Source organism: Pseudactinotalea sp. HY160 (genome assembly GCF_009372055.1).
Classification (GTDB): Bacteria; Actinomycetota; Actinomycetes; order Actinomycetales; family Beutenbergiaceae; genus HY158.
This window is the reverse complement of sequence record NZ_WHMT01000009.1, coordinates 77,026-94,854: the sequence shown is the minus strand read 5'-3', so window position 1 is coordinate 94,854 and position 17,829 is coordinate 77,026. Positions and strand designations below refer to the sequence as shown.

The window sequence follows — 17,829 nt, the reverse complement described above, 5'->3', positions numbered from 1 at the left end:
CACTGGGCTCTCAGCCCGCGTGCGCCCGTCCCGGGGCGATGACATCCAGACCCGCGGCGCGCGCCGCGTCGCCGAGCCTGTGGTCATACGTCAGGACGGCGGAGGCATCGAGCCGTAGTGCGGCCTCCAAGTGAAGCGCATCCAGGGTGCGCAGGTACGGCATCGGCAGGTAGCCGGCGCTGCGGTACACGGCCCGGTCGAGGGCCGCCAGCGCCACTCCATCCAGAAGCCGGGTCACATCGACCTGCTCCAGCCCCTCCCGCATCGCGAGGCGGCGCAACTCGGTCTCGAGAAGGTCGCTGGAGACCAATGCGGCGGACGTCCGGTCGAGCCAGTCCAGCAGCGCAGCACTCTCGGGCTGGTCGACGAGCAACGCCCCCAAGGCCGAGGTATCGACGTAGACGGTCACAGGCGGTCCGCGCGCAACTCGTCCAGAACGGCGGCAAGGCTCCGGGCCGCGGGCCTGCGGACGATCCCGAGCGCGGCCCAACCACCCACTCTCCGCACAGGCCGAGCAATTCTGAGGGAGGGGGTCGGCGTGTCGAGCGGCACGATCCGCCCGACCGGCACCCCGCTATTGGTCAGCACGAAGGAGCGCCCCTCGCTCACCGACCGGAGCACGCGTCCGGACTCGTTACGCAGCTCGCGCTGCGACAGGCTCTCCGGCTCGTGATGGTCGATACTCATGCCCCCGAGCGTAGCGCTCGTGCGACAGCTGTGACAGGTACCTGGCCTCCCCGGGACCGCGGACCGCGTCGACGCCCCGGGAGAACACCCGAACCGGGCACGCCCGCAGAGCCGGGCGGGCGTCGTCCACAGGCCGACCGGGCGGGCCGGAACCGAAGCCGATGCGGCGATGTCGGCCACGTGCGGCAGACTGGCGGGTGATGACCTCCTCAGCCTCCCCCCAGCTCCCGCCGGCGAACTCCCACCCGGACGACGACGAGCTCGTGCTCGCATTCTCCGAGTGGGCGGCCGCGCGCGGGCTCGAGCTGTACCCGCACCAGGAGGAGGCGCTGCTGGAGATCGTCACGGGCTCCCACGTCATCGCCTCCACGCCGACCGGGTCGGGCAAGTCGCTCATCGCGGTGGCCGCCCACGCGGTGGCGCTCGCGCGCGGGCAGCGGTCGGTGTACACGGCTCCGCTCAAGGCGCTCGTGTCGGAGAAGTTCTTCGACCTGGTCGAGGTGTTCGGCCCGGAGAACGTCGGCATGGCCACGGGCGACTCCTCGATCAACCCGGACGCGCCGATCATCTGCTGCACCGCCGAGGTGCTCGCGAACCAGGCGCTGCGCCAGGGGGCGGAGACCCCGTTCGGGATCGTCGTCATGGACGAGTTCCACTTCTACGCCGACCCGCAGCGCGGCTGGGCGTGGCAGATCCCCCTGCTCGAGCTGACCGAGGCCCGGTTCGTGCTGCTCTCGGCCACCCTCGGCGACGTCTCGTTCTTCGCAGGCGACCTCACCCGCCGCACGGGCGCACCCGTGGCCGTGATCGACTCGGCCGAGCGGCCGGTGCCGCTCACGTTCAGCTATGTGGTCGAGCCGCTCCAGGATCTGCTCGCGGAACTCGTGAGCACGCACCGGGCCCCCGTGTACGTCGTGCACTTCACCCAGGCGGCCGCCGTCGAGCGGGCCCAGTCGCTCAGCTCGCTCAAGCTCGTGAGCCGCGCCGAGCGCGACGAGATCGCCGACGCGATCGGGGACTTCCGGTTCGCGAAGGGCTTCGGAAGCACGCTCTCGCGGCTGCTGCGGCACGGCATCGGCGTGCATCACGCCGGCATGCTCCCCCGCTATCGCCGGCTGGTGGAGCGCCTCACCCAGGCGGGCCTGCTCAAGGTCATCTGCGGCACCGACACCCTCGGCGTGGGCATCAACGTGCCGATCCGCACGGTCGTGCTCACCGGGCTGACGAAGTTCGACGGCCGGCGCCAGCGCCACCTCAACGCCCGGGAGTTCCATCAGATCTCCGGCCGGGCGGGGCGGGCGGGCTACGACACCCTCGGTGAGGTGCTCGTGCTCGCCCCCGAGCACGTGATCGAGAACGCGAAGGCGCTCGCGAAGGCCGGCGACGACGAGCGCAAGAAGCGCAAGGTCGTGCGCAAGCAGGCCCCCGCGGGCGCCGTGAACTGGACCGACAAGACCTTCGAGCGGCTCCGCGACTCCCAGCCCGAATCGCTCACGTCCCAGTTCCGCATCTCCCACGCGCTCGTGCTCAACACCCTCGCGCGCTGGGAGGACCCGGTCGAGGTGATGCGCCGGCTCATCACCGAGAACCATGAGCCCGCCACGGCCTGGAACCCGCACGTGCGCGCGGCGGTTCGGATCTTCCGCTCCCTCAAGGCGGCCGGCGTGGTCGAGCACCTGAGCGAGCCGGACTCGTTCGGGCGGCGGGTGCGCCTCACCCAGGATCTTCCGGAGGACTTCGCGCTCAACGCGCCGCTGTCGCCGTTCGCGCTCGCGGCGCTCGAACTGCTCGACCCCGACGACGAGGACTACGCGCTCGACGTGGTCTCGGTGCTCGAGGCCACGCTCGAGGATCCCCGCCCCGTGCTCATCGCGCAGGAGAAGGCCGCCCGGGGTGAGGCCGTGGCCCAGATGAAGGCCGACGGGATGGACTACACCGACCGGATGAACGCGCTCGAGGAGGTCACCTATCCCAAGCCGCTGGCCGAGCTCCTCGGCGCGGCCCTCGCCGAGTACGCGAGCGTGCACCCGTGGGTGCGCGACCACGAGCTGCGACCCAAGTCCGTGGTCCGGGAGATGGCGGAGTCGGCGATGACCTTCGCGGAGTTCATCTCCCACTACTCCCTCGCCCGGTCCGAGGGGGTCGTGCTGCGCTACCTCAATGACATGGCCAAGGCCCTGCGGCAGCTCGTGCCCGAGGAGAAGCGCACCGAGGAGCTGACGGACCTGACGGCGTGGCTCACGGAGACCGTCCGCTCCGTCGACTCCTCCCTGCTCGCCGAGTGGGAGGCGATCGCCTCGGGCGATCCCGCGGCCGCCGCCCGCGCCCTCACGCCTACGGACGACGAACCGGCCTTCCGTAGTGATCGGCCGGTGACCGAGAACGAACGCGCGTTCACGGTCATGGTGCGCAACGCCGTCCACAGGCGGATCGACCTGCTCGACCGCGAGGACTACCGGAGCCTCGCCGACCTCGACGGGGAGTGGACGGCGGCCGAGTGGGCCGAACGCATGGAGCCGTACTGGCAGGAGTACACCGACCTGGACACCGGCAACGCCGCCCGGGCCGCGTCGATGACCTCGATCGTCAAGCACCCGGCCACCTGGGAGGTGACCCAGGTGCTCGCCGATCCGGACGGCGACCACGACTGGCGGATGCACCTGAGCGTCGACCTGGCCGCGAGCGCCGAGGCGGGCGAGGCCGTCGTGCACGTGACCGGGCTCGGGCCGCTCACGGGCTGAGGAGCGCCCGCCGGCACGCTGCTGCCTGCCGGTGGACACGTCGAGCCGTTCTGCACTGGATAGGTGTCGCTCCGTAGTCTCGATTCGCCGCGCGGACGACGCTCGCTCTCCACGGAGGCGGGCCGGACAGTATGTATCTTTGAGTGCGATACGCGTCAGGTCGAGGAGGGGTGATGTCGGCTGAGATGACTTCCTCCGTGTCCAGCGGCAGGTCCACAGGTCCACAGGTCCACAGGTCCACAGGTCCACAGGCGAAGCTACCCGGCCGCTTCCGTCCTGACGTTCATGCCCTGCGTGCTCTCGCCGTCGCGCTGGTTGTCGCGTTCCACGTAGCACCAACGTTCTTCCCCGGGGGCTACGTCGGCGTCGACGTATTCTTCGTCATCTCCGGCTTCCTCATCACCGGCATCATGTTACGCGAGGCCCGAGACGCCGGCCGAATCTCGCTGATCCGATTCTATTCACGTCGCGCCCGCCGAATCCTCCCCGCCGCCACGACGACCATCGTCGTGACCGTGGCGGCCGGACTCCTGCTCCTCCCGCCCATGCGCTGGGAGGGCCTGGCCAGACACGCACTCGGCTCATCGCTCTTCTTCGAGAATTGGCTCCTCGCATCGGAGTCGGTGGACTATCTCGCCGAGGGGCAGGCGCCGAGCCTCTTCCAGCACTATTGGAGCCTCTCCGTCGAGGAGCAGTACTACCTGGTCTGGCCGCTGGTCTTCCTCCTTCTCATCGGTCTCGCGGGGCGGCGCGGTTGGCGGCATCGGCACGCCATCGGGGCGATCCTCGCGACGGTGACCCTCGCCGGGCTGGTGCTCTCCATCGTGATCACCAGTTCGGGCGAACCATCCGCCTACTTCGTGACACCGACGCGAATCTGGGAATTGAGTGCGGGTGGCCTGCTCGCATGCATCCTGACGCAGGAGCGCAACCGCTCACGCCCTGCAGCGACCGCCGGCGGCTTCGCGCTCATCCTCCTGGCGATGCTCACGTTCAGCGGCACCACTGCCTTCCCGGGCATCGCGGCGGTCGTGCCAGTGCTCGGTTCGCTCCTTGTGATCGCCGGCGGGATCGGCCCGCGCCGGCAGTCGCTCTTCACATCTCGGCCGGTGACGTGGCTCGGCGATGTCTCGTTCTCGCTCTACCTCTGGCATTGGCCGGTCGTCGTCCTATTGGCGGCACTATGGCCGGCCTCCCCGGCCTGGCTTCGGGCCCTGGCCGTACTGGTCCTCGCAGGGATACTTGCTCACCTCTGCCGCCAGTGGATCGAGTTGCCGTTCATCAGCGGTCGGTTGCGCACGCTCAGCCCGAGACGGGTCCTCATCACGGGCACGACCGCCATCACAGTGGGTGTGTGCGCTGCTTCCGTCGGATTCATCGCCCTGGACGCGCGCACCGCCGCCATGGCGGCGTCTGCCGAGCAGTTGGCGACCTCGCCACCGCCCGGAATGGGCGCGGCGTCCATCTTCAGCCAGGACTATCGAGAATTCGCGCCGGGTGCACCGATCGGCGTGATCGTGCCCAGCCCGATCGATGCCCGGTCGGAACTCCCCGAAGGCGCCGAGGGCAGGTGCAAGAGCACCATGTCCGCGGACACCACGCCCGTCTGTGAGTTCGGAGACGTGGACTCCGCCTTCACGGTCGCCCTGGTCGGCGATTCGCACATCGAGCAGTACCTTCCAGCCTTCCAGCAACTCGCGGGTGAGTACGACTGGCACGTCGTCACGTACTTCCATTCCAGCTGCCCATGGTCCACGGCACAGCGGGTGAGTGACGCCGATCGTGGTGGTCCGTGCCTCGAGGCGAACGAGCAGACTCTCGCCGCCCTGGCGGAACTGCACCCCGGCCTCATGGTCACCTCGTCACGAACGGCTCTGCCGTTCGTGCAGAACGCGAGCGTGCCCGATCCGGTCACCGGATTCCGCGAGGCCTGGACGAGTGTCACGGCCCTCGACATTCCCGTCGCCGTCATCGCGGACAATCCCCTCATGCTCCCGAGCGATGCCACGAACGAGTGCGTGTCCGAGCACCTCGACGATCCCGAGCAGTGCGAGCGCTCGCGCGACGAATCCATGCCGCAGGATTGGCAGCGTCCAGCCCTGAGCACTCCACAATCCGGCGTCTCGTTCATCGACCTGACCGACCGATACTGCACTCGGGCGGTGTGTCCCGCCGTGGCCGGCAGCACGCTCATCTATCGCGATGAGCAGCACGTCACGCCGGCATTCATGCGAACGCTCACCCCGTACATCCACTCCGCCCTCGACGGGCACGGACTCATCGGCCGGGCCGCGAGGTAGGCGCGGGCGAGTCGCCCGCGAGTTCGCGGCTCGGGCACGCCCTCAGGCGCGGGGCACGATGCGCTTGCCGAGCGGGGCGAGGGCGAGCGGGATCATCTTGAGGTTGGCGTAGGCGAGCGGGATGCCGATGATCGTCAGCAGCAGGAACACGGCGGTGATCAGGTGGGCGAGCACGAGCCACAGGCCCGCGACCACGAACCAGATCACGTTCCCGATCGCCGTCACCGCGCCGGCGCGCGGCCGCTCGAGGATCTCGCGTCCGAACGGCCACAGCACGTAGCCGGCGAGGCGGAAGCTCGCGATCCCGAACGGGATGGTCACGATGAGCAGGCAGCACACGATGCCCGCGATCGTGTAGCCGACGGCGAGCCCGAACCCCGCGAAGACGAGCCAGATGACGTTCAGGATCGTGCGCATGCCTCAAGTCAAGCACGTCCGGGCCGCCCGGGAGAAGCCTTCGCCGCCCCCGCGCACCCGCGGCGGGCCTACGATGAGGTCGTGCAGGAGCCCGCCGGATGGTATCCCGATCCCGCCGAGCCGGAACGCGACCGGCTCTGGGACGGTGAGGCGTGGACCGCCTACACCCGCACCCGCATCCCGGGAGCCGAGCCCGGCCCGCCGGACCTCACCGGCACCTCGGCATACGGCTACCTCGCGACCTCCGCGCAGGCCGACTCCCCGATGGCCACGCCGATGCCACCGGACGATCCCCGCCGGGTCCGCGACGTGCGGATGCAACGGATGCGCACCGCGGGCTGGTACGCGATCATCGTACTCATCGTGCTCGCCCTGTTCATCGTCTACGGCGGCGTCGCCCTCATCATGAGCTGAGCCCCGCCGCGGCCGGCATGACCAGGCTGGAATACCTCGCCGGGCACACCTGTTCTCCCTCGTGGAAGCACTCATCCCGCCACTCCGAGGAGCCGAGCGGGCCGACCGTCAGGAGAACCGTGACGACCCTCAACGTGACCACCGAGACCTTCGAGCAGACCGTGACCGGCACCGACATCGTCTTCATGGACTTCTGGGCGGAATGGTGCGGCCCGTGCCGCCAGTTCGGCCCCATCTACGAGAAGGTGTCGCAGTCCTACCCCGACATGGTGTTCGGCAAGGTGGACACCGAGGCGGAGCAGGCGATCGCCCAGCAGGCGCAGATCACCTCGATCCCGACCCTCATGGCCTTCCGCGAGGGCATCCTCGTGTTCCGCCAGGCGGGCGCGCTCAACGCCCAGAGCTTCACCGAACTCGTCGAGGCCGTCAAGAACCTCGACATGGACGACGTTCGGCGGCAGCTGGCCGAGGCCGAGGCGGCCGGGGCGACACAGCAGGGCTGATTCGGCGCCGCCCTCAGGGCACGCGATTGCGCCAGGCGGGCGCGGTGAACTTGGTCTCGACCAGGTCCCGCGCCCGAGCCATCTCCGCGGCCGTGATCTCGCCGGGAACGGTCGCGTACCGCGCGGCGAAGTAGTCCGTGAAGGCCGCGATCACCTCCGCCCGCGTCATGCCGGTCTGCCGCCGCATCGGGTCGACCCGCTTGTTCGCGGACTTCGTGCCCTTGTCGGAGAGTTTCTCGCGGCCGATCCGCAGCACCCGGCTCATCGCATCGGCGTCGATGTCGTAGGCCATCGTCGCGTGATGAAGGACGGCGCCCCCCGCCAGCCGCTTCTGCGCCGCCCCGCCGATCTTCCCGGCGGGCGAGGAGATGTCGTTCAGGGGCACGTAGGTCGCCTCGATTCCCACCGTTGCGAGCGCGCCGAGCACCCAGTCGTCGAGGAAGGCGTAGGAGCGCTCGAAGCTCAGCCCGTCCACGAGGCTGCCCGGCACGTAGAGGGAGTAGGTGATCGTGTTGCCGGGCTCCATGAACATGGCCCCGCCGCCGGAGATCCGCCGGATCACCTCGACGTCGCGCTCGGCCGCGGCCTCCTCGTCGACCTCGTTGCGCACCGACTGGAACGAGCCGATGATCACCGCCGAACTCGTCCACTCCCACAGCCGCAGCGTGGGGCCGCGGCGGCCCGCGCCGACCTCCTCGAGCAGCACCTGATCGAGGGCGACGTTGAGCACCGGCGGGATCGGATCGCCGTGGACGACCTCGAACGTGTGCTCCGACCAGTTCGACGCGTGGCCGAGCGCCCGCCGGACGGCGATGGCGACCGCCTCGGGCGTGAAGCCGACCATCGATGCCCCGGCGGTGGCCCCCTCGACCGCCTCGGTCATCGTGGCGACCGTGGAGTCGGCGGGCAGTCCGGTGAGCGCGGCGTCGATCGCGGCGAGGGCGTCGTCCGGTTCGAGGAAGAAGTCCCCGCTGATGCTTGCCCGGGAGATGACCCCGCCCGAGACGTCCACCTCCGCGGCGACGAGCTTGCCTCCGGTGACCTTGTACTCGCCTCTGCTCACGCCCCCACTCTAGCTAGGCCGCCTCGCACCCGTGGACGAGCAGGCCGTAGGTGATCGCGTCGACGAGCGCCTCCCACGAGGCCTCGAGGATGTTCGCGCCGACGCCGACCGTGTTCCACGTGCGCTCCCCGTCGCTCATCTCGATGAGCACCCGGGTGATGGCGTCGGTGCCACTCGAGGAGTCGAGCAGGCGCACCTTGTAGTCGATCAGGGTGAACTCCTCGATCACCGGATAGGCGGCCATGAGCGCCTGCCGCAGGGCGTGATCGAGGGCGTTGACCGGGCCGTTCCCCTCCCCGGTGCTCACGACCCGGCTGGACAGCCCCGGGCCGGTGTGGAGCTTGACGGTCGCCTCGGCGTCGACCCCGGGTGCGTCGACCGTGCCGCCCGCGCCGGTGTGGGTGACGATCGAACGCCACGACTCGACCCGGAAGAACGTGGGACGGCGGCCCTGCTTCTCCTCTCGAAGCATGAGCTCGAAGGATGCGTCCGCCGCGTCGTAGGTGTATCCACTCGCCTCCGCATCCTTGACGCGGGTGGTCAGTCGCGTGAGCAGGTCGGACTGACCGGTCAGGTCGAAGCCGAGCTCGCGCCCCTTGAGCTCGATCGAGGCCCGGCCCGCCATGTCGGAGACGAGCATGCGCATGTCGTTGCCGACCTCGCGCGGGTCGATGTGTTGGTAGAGATCCGGGTCGATCCGGATCGCCGAGGCGTGCAGTCCCGCCTTGTGGGCGAACGCGCTCGTGCCGATATAGGGCTGGCGCGCGAAGGGGGCGATGTTGGTGATCTCGCTGATCGCGTGCGCGATCCTCGTCGACTCGGCGAGCCGCCCGGCTGGCAGGAGGCGCCGGCCCGTCTTGAGTTCGAGGTTGGCCACGACCGTGAGCAGGTCGGCGTTGCCCGTGCGCTCCCCGTAGCCGTTGATGCAGCCCTGCACGTGGGCGGCGCCGGCGGCCACGGCCGCCATCGTGTTCGCCACCGCGCAGCCGGAGTCGTTGTGGGCGTGGATGCCCAGGCGACCGCCTGTGCGCGCGCGCACGAGGGTGACGATCTCGCTCACCCACTCCGGCAGCATCCCCCCGTTCGTGTCGCACAGCGCCACGACCGACGCCCCCGCGCCGAACGCGGTCTCGACGGCGCGCAGGCCGTAGTGCTGATCGAAGCGGTAGCCGTCGAAGAAGTGCTCGACGTCGACGATCACGGTGCGCCCCTCGCCCGTGAGGTAGGCGACCGTGTCGGCGATCATCGCCAGGTTCTCCTCCGGGGTCGTGCGCAGTGCGCGCTCGACGTGGCGGATGTCGCTCTTGGCCACGAGCGTGATCACGGGCGCCTCGGAGTCGAGCAGGCCGCGCACCTGCCGGTCCTCGTGCACCGCCACCCCGGGCTTGCGGGTCGACCCGAAGGCCGCGAGCTGCGCGTGGGTGAGCTCGACCTCCTTGTGCACCCGGGCGAAGAACTCCGTGTCGCGGGGAATCGCGCCGGGCCAGCCGCCCTCGATGTAGCCGACCCCGAGTTCGTCGAGCAGCGGGATGATCGCCAGTTTGTCGGCGACCGACAGGTTCATCCCCTCCTGCTGGGCGCCGTCGCGCAGCGTCGTGTCGTAGACCTGCACGTCGCCGGCGTCTGCCAGGGCGGGTTCGTGCGTGGTCGATCCGGTGGGGGTGGTCATCATGTCCTCCGCGTTCGAGGCGGGGCCTGAGGGGCCCGGCGTATCGCCGCCGGTCGGTCGGTGCCGCATGGGTGTCGTGGCAATAAAAAACCCCCCGGGTAGGGAGGTGCGCGCGTTCGAGTGGTGTGTCGAACGCGCTACGGAATGATTGTGAACCGGCGGGTCATGTTTCCCAGTATGTCACATCGCCTCTGCGGCCTCGCCCGGCTCCCGATTACCCTTCTCGCGTGGAGATCTATCTGACCGGCGACGCGAACGAGGACGTCGTGGAGCTGGCCGTCGGCGACGGGCCCGTCCACACCGCGCCGCCCGAGGAGCTCCACACGCTCCTGCCGGATCCGGCCGATCCAGCCGATCCAGCCGGTCGGGCCGGTCGGGCCGGTCGGGCCGGAACGGGGGGCGCCGGTGACATCGTGTGGGTCTGGGCGGACACGGCACGCGCCTACGGCCCGGCGCTGCACCGGCTCGGATGCGTGCGGCGCTGCCACGACCTGCGGGCCGTCGAGCGGCTGTTGCGCTCGGTCGACAGTTCCGGCGGGGCCGACAGTGCCGACAGTTCCGGCAGGGCCGACGCGCTTCCCACGACGCCGCCGTGGCTCGACGTGTCCCACCATCCCCCGCACACTCCGGATCCGGCACCGCGCGGGCTGTTCAGCACGCAGTCCGCGACGCCCACCGTGGCCGAGTTGCGCGCGCGGTATGCGCTGCACGCCCGCGTCCTCGAATCGGCGAGCCCCGGGCTCCGGCTCCTGGCGGCCGCCGAGTCCGCGGGCGCGCTCGTGGCCGCGGAGATCTATGCGGCCGGGTTGCCGTGGGACGTCGGCCGGCACCGGGAGATCCTCGAGCAGACGCTCGGCCCGCGCCCGGCCGCGGGACGGCGCCCGGCCGTCATGGCGGGCCTCACCGAGGAGATCCGGGCCGCGCTGCACGCCCCGCGCCTCAACCCCGACTCCCCCGCCGCGCTGCTGCGGGCGCTCCAGGCCGCCGGCGTGCCCGTCCAGAGCACGAGCAAGTGGGAGCTGCGGGCCCTCGATCCGGCCCTCCACCCCGTGGTCACGCCCCTGCTCGCGTATAAGCGTCTCGCCCGCCTGCTCGCCGCGAACGGCTGGGCCTGGCTCGACGAATGGATCGTGCCGCCCGAGCACACGCGCCTGCGCGGCCGGTTCCGGCCCGACTACCTCCCCTCCGCGGTGGTGACCGGCCGGTGGGCCGCCCACGGGGGTGGGGCGATGCAGATCCCCAAGTCCATCCGGGGCGCGGTGGCCGCGGAGCCCGGCTGGTCACTCGTGGTCGCCGACGCCGCACAGATCGAGCCGCGGGTGCTCGCGGCGATGTCCCACGACCGCGCCCTCGCCGCCGCCGGAGACGGCCGGGACCTGTACACCGGCCTCGTGGCCTCCGGGCTCACGGATTCCCGGGAGCGTGCCAAGGTCGGGATGCTCGGCGCCCTGTACGGCTCGACCACCGGCACCTCCGCCGAGCTCATGCCACTGCTGCGCCGCGCCTACCCGCGGGCGATGGCGCTCGTCGACGACGCGGCACGCATCGGGGAGCGCGGCGGGAGGGTGTCCACTCACCTGGGCCGGCGCAGCCCCGCCCATGTCGGGGGCCCACCGGCCGATCCCCGGGCGGCGCGGGCGTGGGGCCGGTTCACCCGGAACTTCGTGGTGCAGGGCTCGGCGGCCGAGTGGGCGGTGGCCTGGATGGCGCGGCTGCGGCTCGCGCTGCGCGACCTCGCCCCGCCGGCCCCCGCCTCACCCGACTCCCCCAGCTCACCCGACTCACCCGGCTCACCCGGCTCACCCGGCTCACCCGGCTCACCCGGCTCACCCGGCTCACCCGGCGACTCTGCACGCCCCGAGCTCGTCTACTTCCTGCACGACGAGATCATCGTGCACTGCCCCACCGACCGGGTCGGGCAGGTGCGGGAGGCGATCGAGGCCGCCGCCGCGGAGGCGGGCCGGCTGTTGTTCGGGAGCTTCCCGATCACGTTCCCGCTGACCGTCGCCGCCGGGAGCCGCTACGACGAGACGCTCGAACGCCCCGGCCCGAGCGGGCACATCTGACCACCCGGCGCGGGGGAAGGCGTCCCGGTCGCGCCGGGGTCGGCGCCCGGCGAGACCTACGCGAGCCGGTGCATCCAGCCGAAGGCGTCCGGGCGGCGTCCGTACTGGATATCGGTGATCGTCTCGTACAGCTCGGAGGTGATCGGCCCCGCCTCGCCGCCGTTGATGGCGACGTCGAAGTCGGTCGACTTGAGGCGCCCGATGGGCGTGACGACCGCGGCGGTGCCGCAGGCGAACACCTCGGTCACCTCACCCGAGCCGAGGCCGTCGAGGACCTCGGTCAGGGTGATGTCGCGCTCGCGGACCTGCCGGCCGGTCTGTTCGGCGACCTGCAGGATCGAGGAGCGGGTGATGCCCTCGAGGATGGTGCCCGACAGCCGCGGGGTGTGGATGGCGCCGTCGGCCGTGACGAAGAACGTGTTCATCCCGCCGAGTTCCTCGATCCGGCTGTTGGTCCCGGCATCGAGGAAGCACACCTGCTCGCACCCGTTCTCGGCCGCGATCCGCTGCGGCAGCAGGCTCGCCGCGTAGTTCCCCCCACACTTGGCCGCGCCCGTGCCTCCGGGGCCGACCCGATGGAAGTCGCGATCGACCCAGATGCTCACGGGGGTGAACCCGGCGCTGAAATAGGGCCCGACCGGGGAGGCGATGACGAGGTACTCGACCTCGCCGCTCGGGCGCACCCCGATGAAGGATTCGGAGGCGAACATGAACGGGCGCAGGTAGAGCGAGGACCCCGGGGACGAGGGCACCCACTCGGCGTCGGTCTGCACGAGCGCCTCGATCGAGCCGAGGAAGTCCGCCTCGCTCAGCTCCGGCAGCGCCAGCCGGCGCGCCGAGGCCGCGAGCCGGGCGGCATTCGCCTCGGGCCGGAAGGTCCACACGCTGCCGTCGGAGTGCCGGTAGGCCTTGAGCCCCTCGAAGACCTCCTGCGCATAGTGGAACACGGCGGTCGCCGGATCCAGCTGCAGCGGCGCGTAGGCCTCGACTCGCCGCTCGCCCCAGCCGGCCGCGGTGGTCCAGCGGGCGCGGGCCATGTGGTCGGTGAAGACGCTGCCGAAGTGGAGGTCCTCGAGTGCGGCCGCGCGGTCGGCGAGGCTGCGAGGATGGGGAGAGGGCTTCACCGCGAAGGTGGACACCTCGGTCATGCTTCTCACCTGTTCTTTCGGGCGCGTACCGGTCGGGTCAGCCGAGGCGGGCGATGATGGCATCGCCGATCTCGGTGGTGCTGCGCGGGGTGGCGTCCCGCTGCTCGATGTCGGCCGCGACCGCCGCGGTCACGCGGGCCGCCTCGGCGGGCATGCCGAGGTGCTCGAGCAGGAGGGCGATCGAGAGGATCGCCGCACTCGGGTCGGCCTTGCCCTGACCGGCGATGTCGGGGGCGGACCCGTGCACGGGCTCGAACATGGACGGGAAGGTGCGGTCCGGGTTGATGTTGCCCGAGGCCGCCAGGCCGATGCCGCCGGTGATGGCGGCGGCGAGGTCGGTGATGATGTCGCCGAAGAGGTTGTCGGTGACGATCACGTCGTACTGGGCCGGGTTCGTGACCATGTAGATCGTGGCGGCGTCGATGTGCTGGTAGTCGACCGCGACCTCGGGGTACTCGGCCCCGACGACCTCGACGGTGCGGCGCCACAGGTGCCCGGCGTTGACGAGCACGTTGTGCTTGTGCACGAGCGTGAGCTTCTTGCGGGGGCGCGCCTGGGCGCGGGCGAACGCGTCGCGCACGGCCCGCTCGACCCCGTAGGCCGTGTTGACGCTCACCTCGGTGGCGATCTCCTGCGGGGTCTGCGGCCGCAGTACGCCGCCGTTGCCGGCGTACGGTCCCTCGGTGCCCTCGCGGACGACGACGAAGTCCACCTCTCCCGGATCGGCCAGCGGGCTGGCCACGCCGGCGTAGAGCTTCGAGGGGCGCAGGTTGACGTAGTGGTCGAGTGCGAACCGCAGCCGCAGCAGCAGTCCGCGCTCGAGCACGCCGGAGGGCACCGACGGGTCGCCGACGGCGCCGAGCACGATGGCGTCGTAGGTCGTCAGCTGTTCGAGCTCGCCATCGGTGAGCGCCTCACCGGTGCGGTGCCACCGGTCTGCCCCGAGGTCGAATTCGGTCGTGGCCACGGTGGTGCCGGAACCGGCGAGCACGGCCTCGAGTGCGCGCAGCCCCTCGGCGGTCACCTCCGGCCCGATCCCGTCCCCGGCGATGACAGCAAGATTGATCGTTCGCGACATATCCATCACATTGATTCGGCGTCCAGTGGACGGTGCATCTCACGCCGGGCCACCGCGCGGGCCGGGCGTCTGGTCGACCGGACGGGGCCCGCGGGCCCCGTCCGGTGTACTACGGGTGAATCGAGCGGCTCCCGACCGGTCAGCGGCCGACGTGCCCCTCGACGTAGTCGTTGTCAGTCGGCTTGACCCACGCGAACATCTTGCGCAGTTCCTTGCCGGTCGTCTCGATCGGGTGCGCCTCGCCCTTGGCGCGCAGCGCCTTGAACTCCGGCGCGCCGGCGTCCTGGTCGTCGATGAAGCGCTTCGCGAACGCGCCGCTCTGGATGTCGGCGAGGACGGCCTTCATGTTGTCCTTGACGCGCGGGTCGATGACGCGGGGCCCGGAGACGTAGTCGCCGTACTCGGCGGTGTCGGAGATCGACCAGCGCTGCTTGGCGATGCCGCCCTCGATCATGAGGTCGACGATGAGCTTGAGCTCGTGCAGCACCTCGAAGTAGGCGACCTCGGGCTGGTAGCCGGCCTCGGTGAGGACCTCGAAGCCGTACTGGACGAGCTGGGAGGTGCCACCGCACAGGACGGCCTGCTCACCGAACAGGTCGGTCTCGGTCTCCTCGGTGAACGTGGTCTTGATGCCGGCGGCGCGCAGGCCGCCGATCGCCTTGGCGTAGGACAGGGCGAGCGGCCACGCTGTGCCCGAGGGGTCCTGCTCGACCGCGACGATCACGGGCACGCCGCGGCCGTCGACGAACTCGCGGCGCACGAGGTGGCCCGGGCCCTTGGGGGCGACCATGATGACGTCGACGGTGTCCTTCGGCTCGATGAAGCCGAAGCGGATGTTGAATCCGTGCCCGAAGACGAGGGTGGCGCCGTCGGCGAGGTTCGGGGCGATCTCGTCGCGGTAGACGAGGCGCTGGACCTGGTCGGGTGCGAGGATCACGACGACGTCGGCCTCGCGGGTCGCCTCGGCGACCGACGTCACCGCCAGGCCCTCGTCCTCGGCCTTCTTGCGAGAGGCGCTCCCCTCGCGCAGACCGACGCGGACGTCGATGCCCGAGTCCCGCAGGTTGAGCGCGTGGGCGTGCCCCTGGCTGCCGTAGCCGATGACGGCGACCTTCTTGGCGGCGAGAACGGACAGGTCGGCGTCGTCGTCGTAGAACAGCTCAGCCACAGGTTTTCTCCTTTGTATTGATCAGTGTTGCGAAGACGGATCGGCTCAGGCGCTGCGCGCGAGCCGGTCGAGTGCCCGGTCGGTCATGGACTTCGAGCCGCGGCCGATGGCGACGGCCCCCGACTGTACGATCTCACGAATCCCGTAGGGCTCGAGCGCCGTGAGCAGGGCGGACAGCTTGCCCTCGGAGCCGGTGGCCTCGATGGTCACGGCGTCGGGGACGACGTCGACCACGTGGGCCCGGAAGAGCTCGACCACCTGGAGCACCGCGGTGCGGGAGGCCTGGTCGGCGCGGACCTTGACGAGCAGGAGCTCGCGCTGGACCGAGGACTCGGGTGCGAGGTCGACGATCTTGAGCACGTTGACGAGCTTGTTCAGCTGCTTGGTCACCTGCTCGAGCGGGTTCGCGTCGGCATCGACCACCACGGTGATGCGGGAGACGTCCGGATGCTCGGTCGGGCCGACGGCGAGCGAATGGATGTTGAAGGCACGGCGGGCGAAGAGGGCCGAGACGCGGGTGAGCACGCCCGGCTTGTTCTCCACCAGCACGGAAAGTGTGTGTCGTGACATGTCGGGTGACTCGCCTCTCACTCGTCTCGGTCGAATTCGGGCGTGATGCCCCGGGCGTACTGGATGTCGTCGTTGCTCACGCCGGAGGCCACCATCGGCCAGACCATCGCGTCGCGGCTGACCACGAAGTCGATGACGACGGGAACGTCGTCGATCTCCTGGGCCTTCTTGATCGTGGCGTCCACGTCCTTGGCCGACTCGCACCGCAGCCCCACGCACCCGTAGGACTCCGCGAGCTTGACGAAGTCGGGGATGCGCCGGGTCTCGTGCCCGGTCTGCAGGTCCGTGTTCGAGTACCGCTCCCCGTAGAAGAGGGTCTGCCACTGGCGCACCATTCCGAGGGAGGAGTTGTTGATGAGCGCGGTCTTGATCGGGATGCCCTCGAGGGCGCACGTGGCCAGTTCCTGGTTGGTCATCTGGAAGCAGCCGTCGCCGTCGACCGCCCAGACCTCGCGGTCCGGCTCGCCCACCTTGGCTCCCATCGCGGCCGGGATGGCGTAGCCCATCGTGCCCAGGCCGCCGGAGTTGAGCCACGTGCGCGGCCGCTCGTAGCGGATGAACTGGGCCGCCCACATCTGGTGCTGGCCCACCCCGGCGGCATAGACCGCCTCCGGGCCCGCGAGCTCACCGAGGCGGGAGATCACGTGCTGCGGCGCGAGCAGGCCGTCCGCCGTGGGGGTCCACCCGAGCGGGTAACGGGTGCGCAGGTCGTCGAGCAGTGCCCACCAGGCCTCGAGGTCGGGCAGTCCGTGCTGCTTGTGCTCACGGGCCAGTTCGGCGGCGAGGTCGACCATGACCTCCTTGAGGTCGCCGACGATCGGCACGTCCGCGTGGCGGTTCTTGGAGATCTCCGCGGGGTCGATGTCGGCGTGGACGATCGTGGCACCGGGGGCGAAGGAGTCGAGCCGGCCGGTGACCCGGTCGTCGAAGCGGGCGCCGAGGGCGACCACGAGGTCGGCCTTCTGCAGCGCGGCGACGGCCGAGACGTTCCCGTGCATGCCGGGCATGCCCACGTGCTGGGGGTGGGAGTCGGGCAGCGCCCCGCGGGCCATGAGCGTGGTGACCACCGCGGCGCCGGAGAGGTTCGTCAGCGCGAGCAGTTCGGCCGAGGCCTTCGAGCGGATCGCCCCGCCGCCGACGTAGAGCACCGGCCGGCGAGCCGTGGCGAGCAGCCGGGCGGCCTCCCGCACCTGCTTGATGTGTGGCCGGGTGGCCACGCGGTAGCCGGGCAGGTCGAGTTCGCCCGGCCACGCGAAGGTCGTGTCGGCCACCATCGCGGACTTGGCGATGTCGACGAGCACCGGGCCCGGGCGGCCGGTCGAGGCGATGTGGAAGGCCTCCGCGATCCGGCCGGGGATCTCGGCGGGATCGGTCACGAGGAAGGAGTGCTTGGTGATCGGCATGCTGATGCCGACGATGTCGGCCTCCTGGAACGCGTCGGTGCCGATCATGCTCGCGCCCACCTGACCGGTGATGGCCACCATCGGCACCGAGTCCATGTGCGCGTCGGCGAGCGGGGTCACGAGGTTCGTGGCGCCCGGCCCCGAGGTGGCGATGCAGACGCCCACGCGGCCGGTCGCGGCGGCGTAGCCGGTCGCGGCGTGACCGGCACCCTGCTCGTGGCGCACGAGGATGTGGCGCACCTTCGAGTCGAAGAGGGGGTCGTAGAGGGGGAGGACCGCGCCGCCGGGAATGCCGAAGACGACGTCGACGTCGGCCTCCTCGAGCGACCGGACGATGGCCTGGGCTCCAGTCATCGCTTCGCCCGCCGCAGGGCGGGTCTGGGTGCCGGGCACGGGCGCTGGGCGTGGGGGCGCCGGGCGGGGTGCCGGATGCGGGGCCTTGGTAGCCATCGCTCCTCCTCCATGGACCGAACGTTCGGGCGAACGTTCACAGACAATGAAAAACCCCTCGTCCCAGTGGGAGGTCGAGGGGTGCGCGCGTGGTTGGTCGTCGATCAGACGGCCGCGCTCGCGCGCCCGCTAATAACGACGAGAACCTGGTG

15 protein-coding genes are annotated in these 17,829 nt (G+C 70.6%); 5 read left to right on the top strand and 10 right to left on the bottom strand.

Annotated features, from left to right (window positions below; genetic code table 11):
* Positions 1-10: 10 nt before the first annotated feature.
* Both GCG21_RS10235 and GCG21_RS10230 read right to left on the bottom strand, forming a co-directional pair.
* Positions 11-409, bottom strand: coding sequence for a type II toxin-antitoxin system VapC family toxin (locus GCG21_RS10235; protein ID WP_370517440.1), 399 nt, complete (start codon positions 407-409; stop codon positions 11-13).
* Positions 406-687: a type II toxin-antitoxin system Phd/YefM family antitoxin gene (locus tag GCG21_RS10230; protein WP_152909590.1), complete on the bottom strand. Its 282-nt coding sequence runs from the start codon at positions 685-687 to the stop codon at positions 406-408. The genes GCG21_RS10235 and GCG21_RS10230 overlap by 4 nt, the downstream gene beginning before the upstream one ends.
* Before the next feature lie 200 nt (positions 688-887).
* Here GCG21_RS10230 and GCG21_RS10225 point away from each other — a divergent pair, with 200 nt between their 5' ends.
* Both GCG21_RS10225 and GCG21_RS10220 read left to right on the top strand, forming a co-directional pair.
* Complete coding sequence (locus tag GCG21_RS10225; RefSeq protein WP_152909589.1) at positions 888-3,428, top strand: RNA helicase; 2,541 nt, start codon at positions 888-890, stop codon at positions 3,426-3,428.
* Positions 3,429-3,601: 173 nt separating this feature from the next.
* On the top strand, positions 3,602-5,728 hold the full coding sequence (locus GCG21_RS10220; RefSeq protein ID WP_152909588.1) for an acyltransferase family protein: 2,127 nt from the start codon (positions 3,602-3,604) through the stop codon (positions 5,726-5,728).
* A gap of 42 nt (positions 5,729-5,770) precedes the next feature.
* Here the strand turns inward: GCG21_RS10220 and GCG21_RS10215 are convergent, their stop codons facing one another.
* A complete protein-coding gene (locus GCG21_RS10215) occupies positions 5,771-6,145 on the bottom strand; it encodes a YccF domain-containing protein (RefSeq protein WP_152909587.1) in 375 nt (124 codons plus the stop codon).
* Between the two features lie 81 nt (positions 6,146-6,226).
* Here GCG21_RS10215 and GCG21_RS10210 point away from each other — a divergent pair, with 81 nt between their 5' ends.
* Positions 6,227-6,559 carry a DUF2510 domain-containing protein gene (locus GCG21_RS10210; RefSeq protein ID WP_153877633.1) on the top strand — a complete coding sequence of 111 codons (333 nt, stop codon included), beginning with the start codon at positions 6,227-6,229 and terminating at the stop codon, positions 6,557-6,559.
* A gap of 119 nt (positions 6,560-6,678) precedes the next feature.
* Entirely contained in the window at positions 6,679-7,062 is a 384-nt protein-coding gene (gene trxA, locus GCG21_RS10205; protein ID WP_153877632.1) for a thioredoxin, read from the top strand.
* A gap of 13 nt (positions 7,063-7,075) precedes the next feature.
* Here trxA and GCG21_RS10200 read toward each other — a convergent pair whose 3' ends face one another.
* Positions 7,076-8,125, bottom strand: coding sequence for a biotin/lipoate A/B protein ligase family protein (locus GCG21_RS10200; protein ID WP_153877631.1), 1,050 nt, complete (start codon positions 8,123-8,125; stop codon positions 7,076-7,078).
* Between the two features lie 13 nt (positions 8,126-8,138).
* Positions 8,139-9,794 (bottom strand): citramalate synthase, encoded by a 1,656-nt coding sequence (gene cimA, locus GCG21_RS10195; protein WP_152909585.1) that lies wholly within the window; start codon positions 9,792-9,794, stop codon positions 8,139-8,141.
* A 227-nt stretch (positions 9,795-10,021) separates the two neighbouring features.
* On the opposite strand from cimA, the gene GCG21_RS10190 reads away from it, so the two are divergent.
* On the top strand, positions 10,022-11,860 hold the full coding sequence (locus GCG21_RS10190) for a bifunctional 3'-5' exonuclease/DNA polymerase (protein ID WP_370517439.1): 1,839 nt from the start codon (positions 10,022-10,024) through the stop codon (positions 11,858-11,860).
* Positions 11,861-11,916: 56 nt separating this feature from the next.
* Here GCG21_RS10190 and GCG21_RS10185 read toward each other — a convergent pair whose 3' ends face one another.
* The 5 genes from GCG21_RS10185 to GCG21_RS10165 form a co-directional block, all read right to left on the bottom strand.
* On the bottom strand, positions 11,917-13,008 hold the full coding sequence (locus GCG21_RS10185; RefSeq protein WP_152909584.1) for a branched-chain amino acid aminotransferase: 1,092 nt from the start codon (positions 13,006-13,008) through the stop codon (positions 11,917-11,919).
* Positions 13,009-13,045: 37 nt separating this feature from the next.
* Complete coding sequence (locus GCG21_RS10180) at positions 13,046-14,086, bottom strand: 3-isopropylmalate dehydrogenase (protein WP_152909583.1); 1,041 nt, start codon at positions 14,084-14,086, stop codon at positions 13,046-13,048.
* 139 nt (positions 14,087-14,225) lie between these two features.
* The gene (ilvC, locus tag GCG21_RS10175; RefSeq protein WP_153877627.1) at positions 14,226-15,254 is read right to left on the bottom strand and encodes a ketol-acid reductoisomerase; all 1,029 of its coding nucleotides are present in this window, start codon (positions 15,252-15,254) and stop codon (positions 14,226-14,228) included.
* A 45-nt stretch (positions 15,255-15,299) separates the two neighbouring features.
* The gene (gene ilvN, locus GCG21_RS10170) at positions 15,300-15,824 is read right to left on the bottom strand and encodes an acetolactate synthase small subunit (protein ID WP_152909582.1); all 525 of its coding nucleotides are present in this window, start codon (positions 15,822-15,824) and stop codon (positions 15,300-15,302) included.
* Positions 15,825-15,841: 17 nt separating this feature from the next.
* Entirely contained in the window at positions 15,842-17,677 is a 1,836-nt protein-coding gene (locus tag GCG21_RS10165) for an acetolactate synthase large subunit (RefSeq protein ID WP_152909581.1), read from the bottom strand.
* Between the last annotated feature and the right edge of the window lie 152 nt (positions 17,678-17,829).

Bases quoted from the DNA above. Each gene is read 5' to 3' on its own strand.
- GCG21_RS10230 (WP_152909590.1), bottom strand. From the start codon at position 687: ATGAGTATCGACCATCACGAGCCGGAGAGCCTGTCGCAGCGCGAGCTG.
- GCG21_RS10225 (WP_152909589.1), top strand. From the start codon at position 888: ATGACCTCCTCAGCCTCCCCCCAGCTCCCGCCGGCGAACTCCCACCCG.
- GCG21_RS10220 (WP_152909588.1), top strand. From the start codon at position 3,602: ATGTCGGCTGAGATGACTTCCTCCGTGTCCAGCGGCAGGTCCACAGGT.
- GCG21_RS10215 (WP_152909587.1), bottom strand. From the start codon at position 6,145: ATGCGCACGATCCTGAACGTCATCTGGCTCGTCTTCGCGGGGTTCGGG.
- cimA (WP_152909585.1), bottom strand. From the start codon at position 9,794: ATGACCACCCCCACCGGATCGACCACGCACGAACCCGCCCTGGCAGAC.
- GCG21_RS10185 (WP_152909584.1), bottom strand. From the start codon at position 13,008: ATGACCGAGGTGTCCACCTTCGCGGTGAAGCCCTCTCCCCATCCTCGC.
- GCG21_RS10180 (WP_152909583.1), bottom strand. From the start codon at position 14,086: ATGTCGCGAACGATCAATCTTGCTGTCATCGCCGGGGACGGGATCGGG.
- ilvN (WP_152909582.1), bottom strand. From the start codon at position 15,824: ATGTCACGACACACACTTTCCGTGCTGGTGGAGAACAAGCCGGGCGTG.
- GCG21_RS10165 (WP_152909581.1), bottom strand. From the start codon at position 17,677: ATGGCTACCAAGGCCCCGCATCCGGCACCCCGCCCGGCGCCCCCACGC.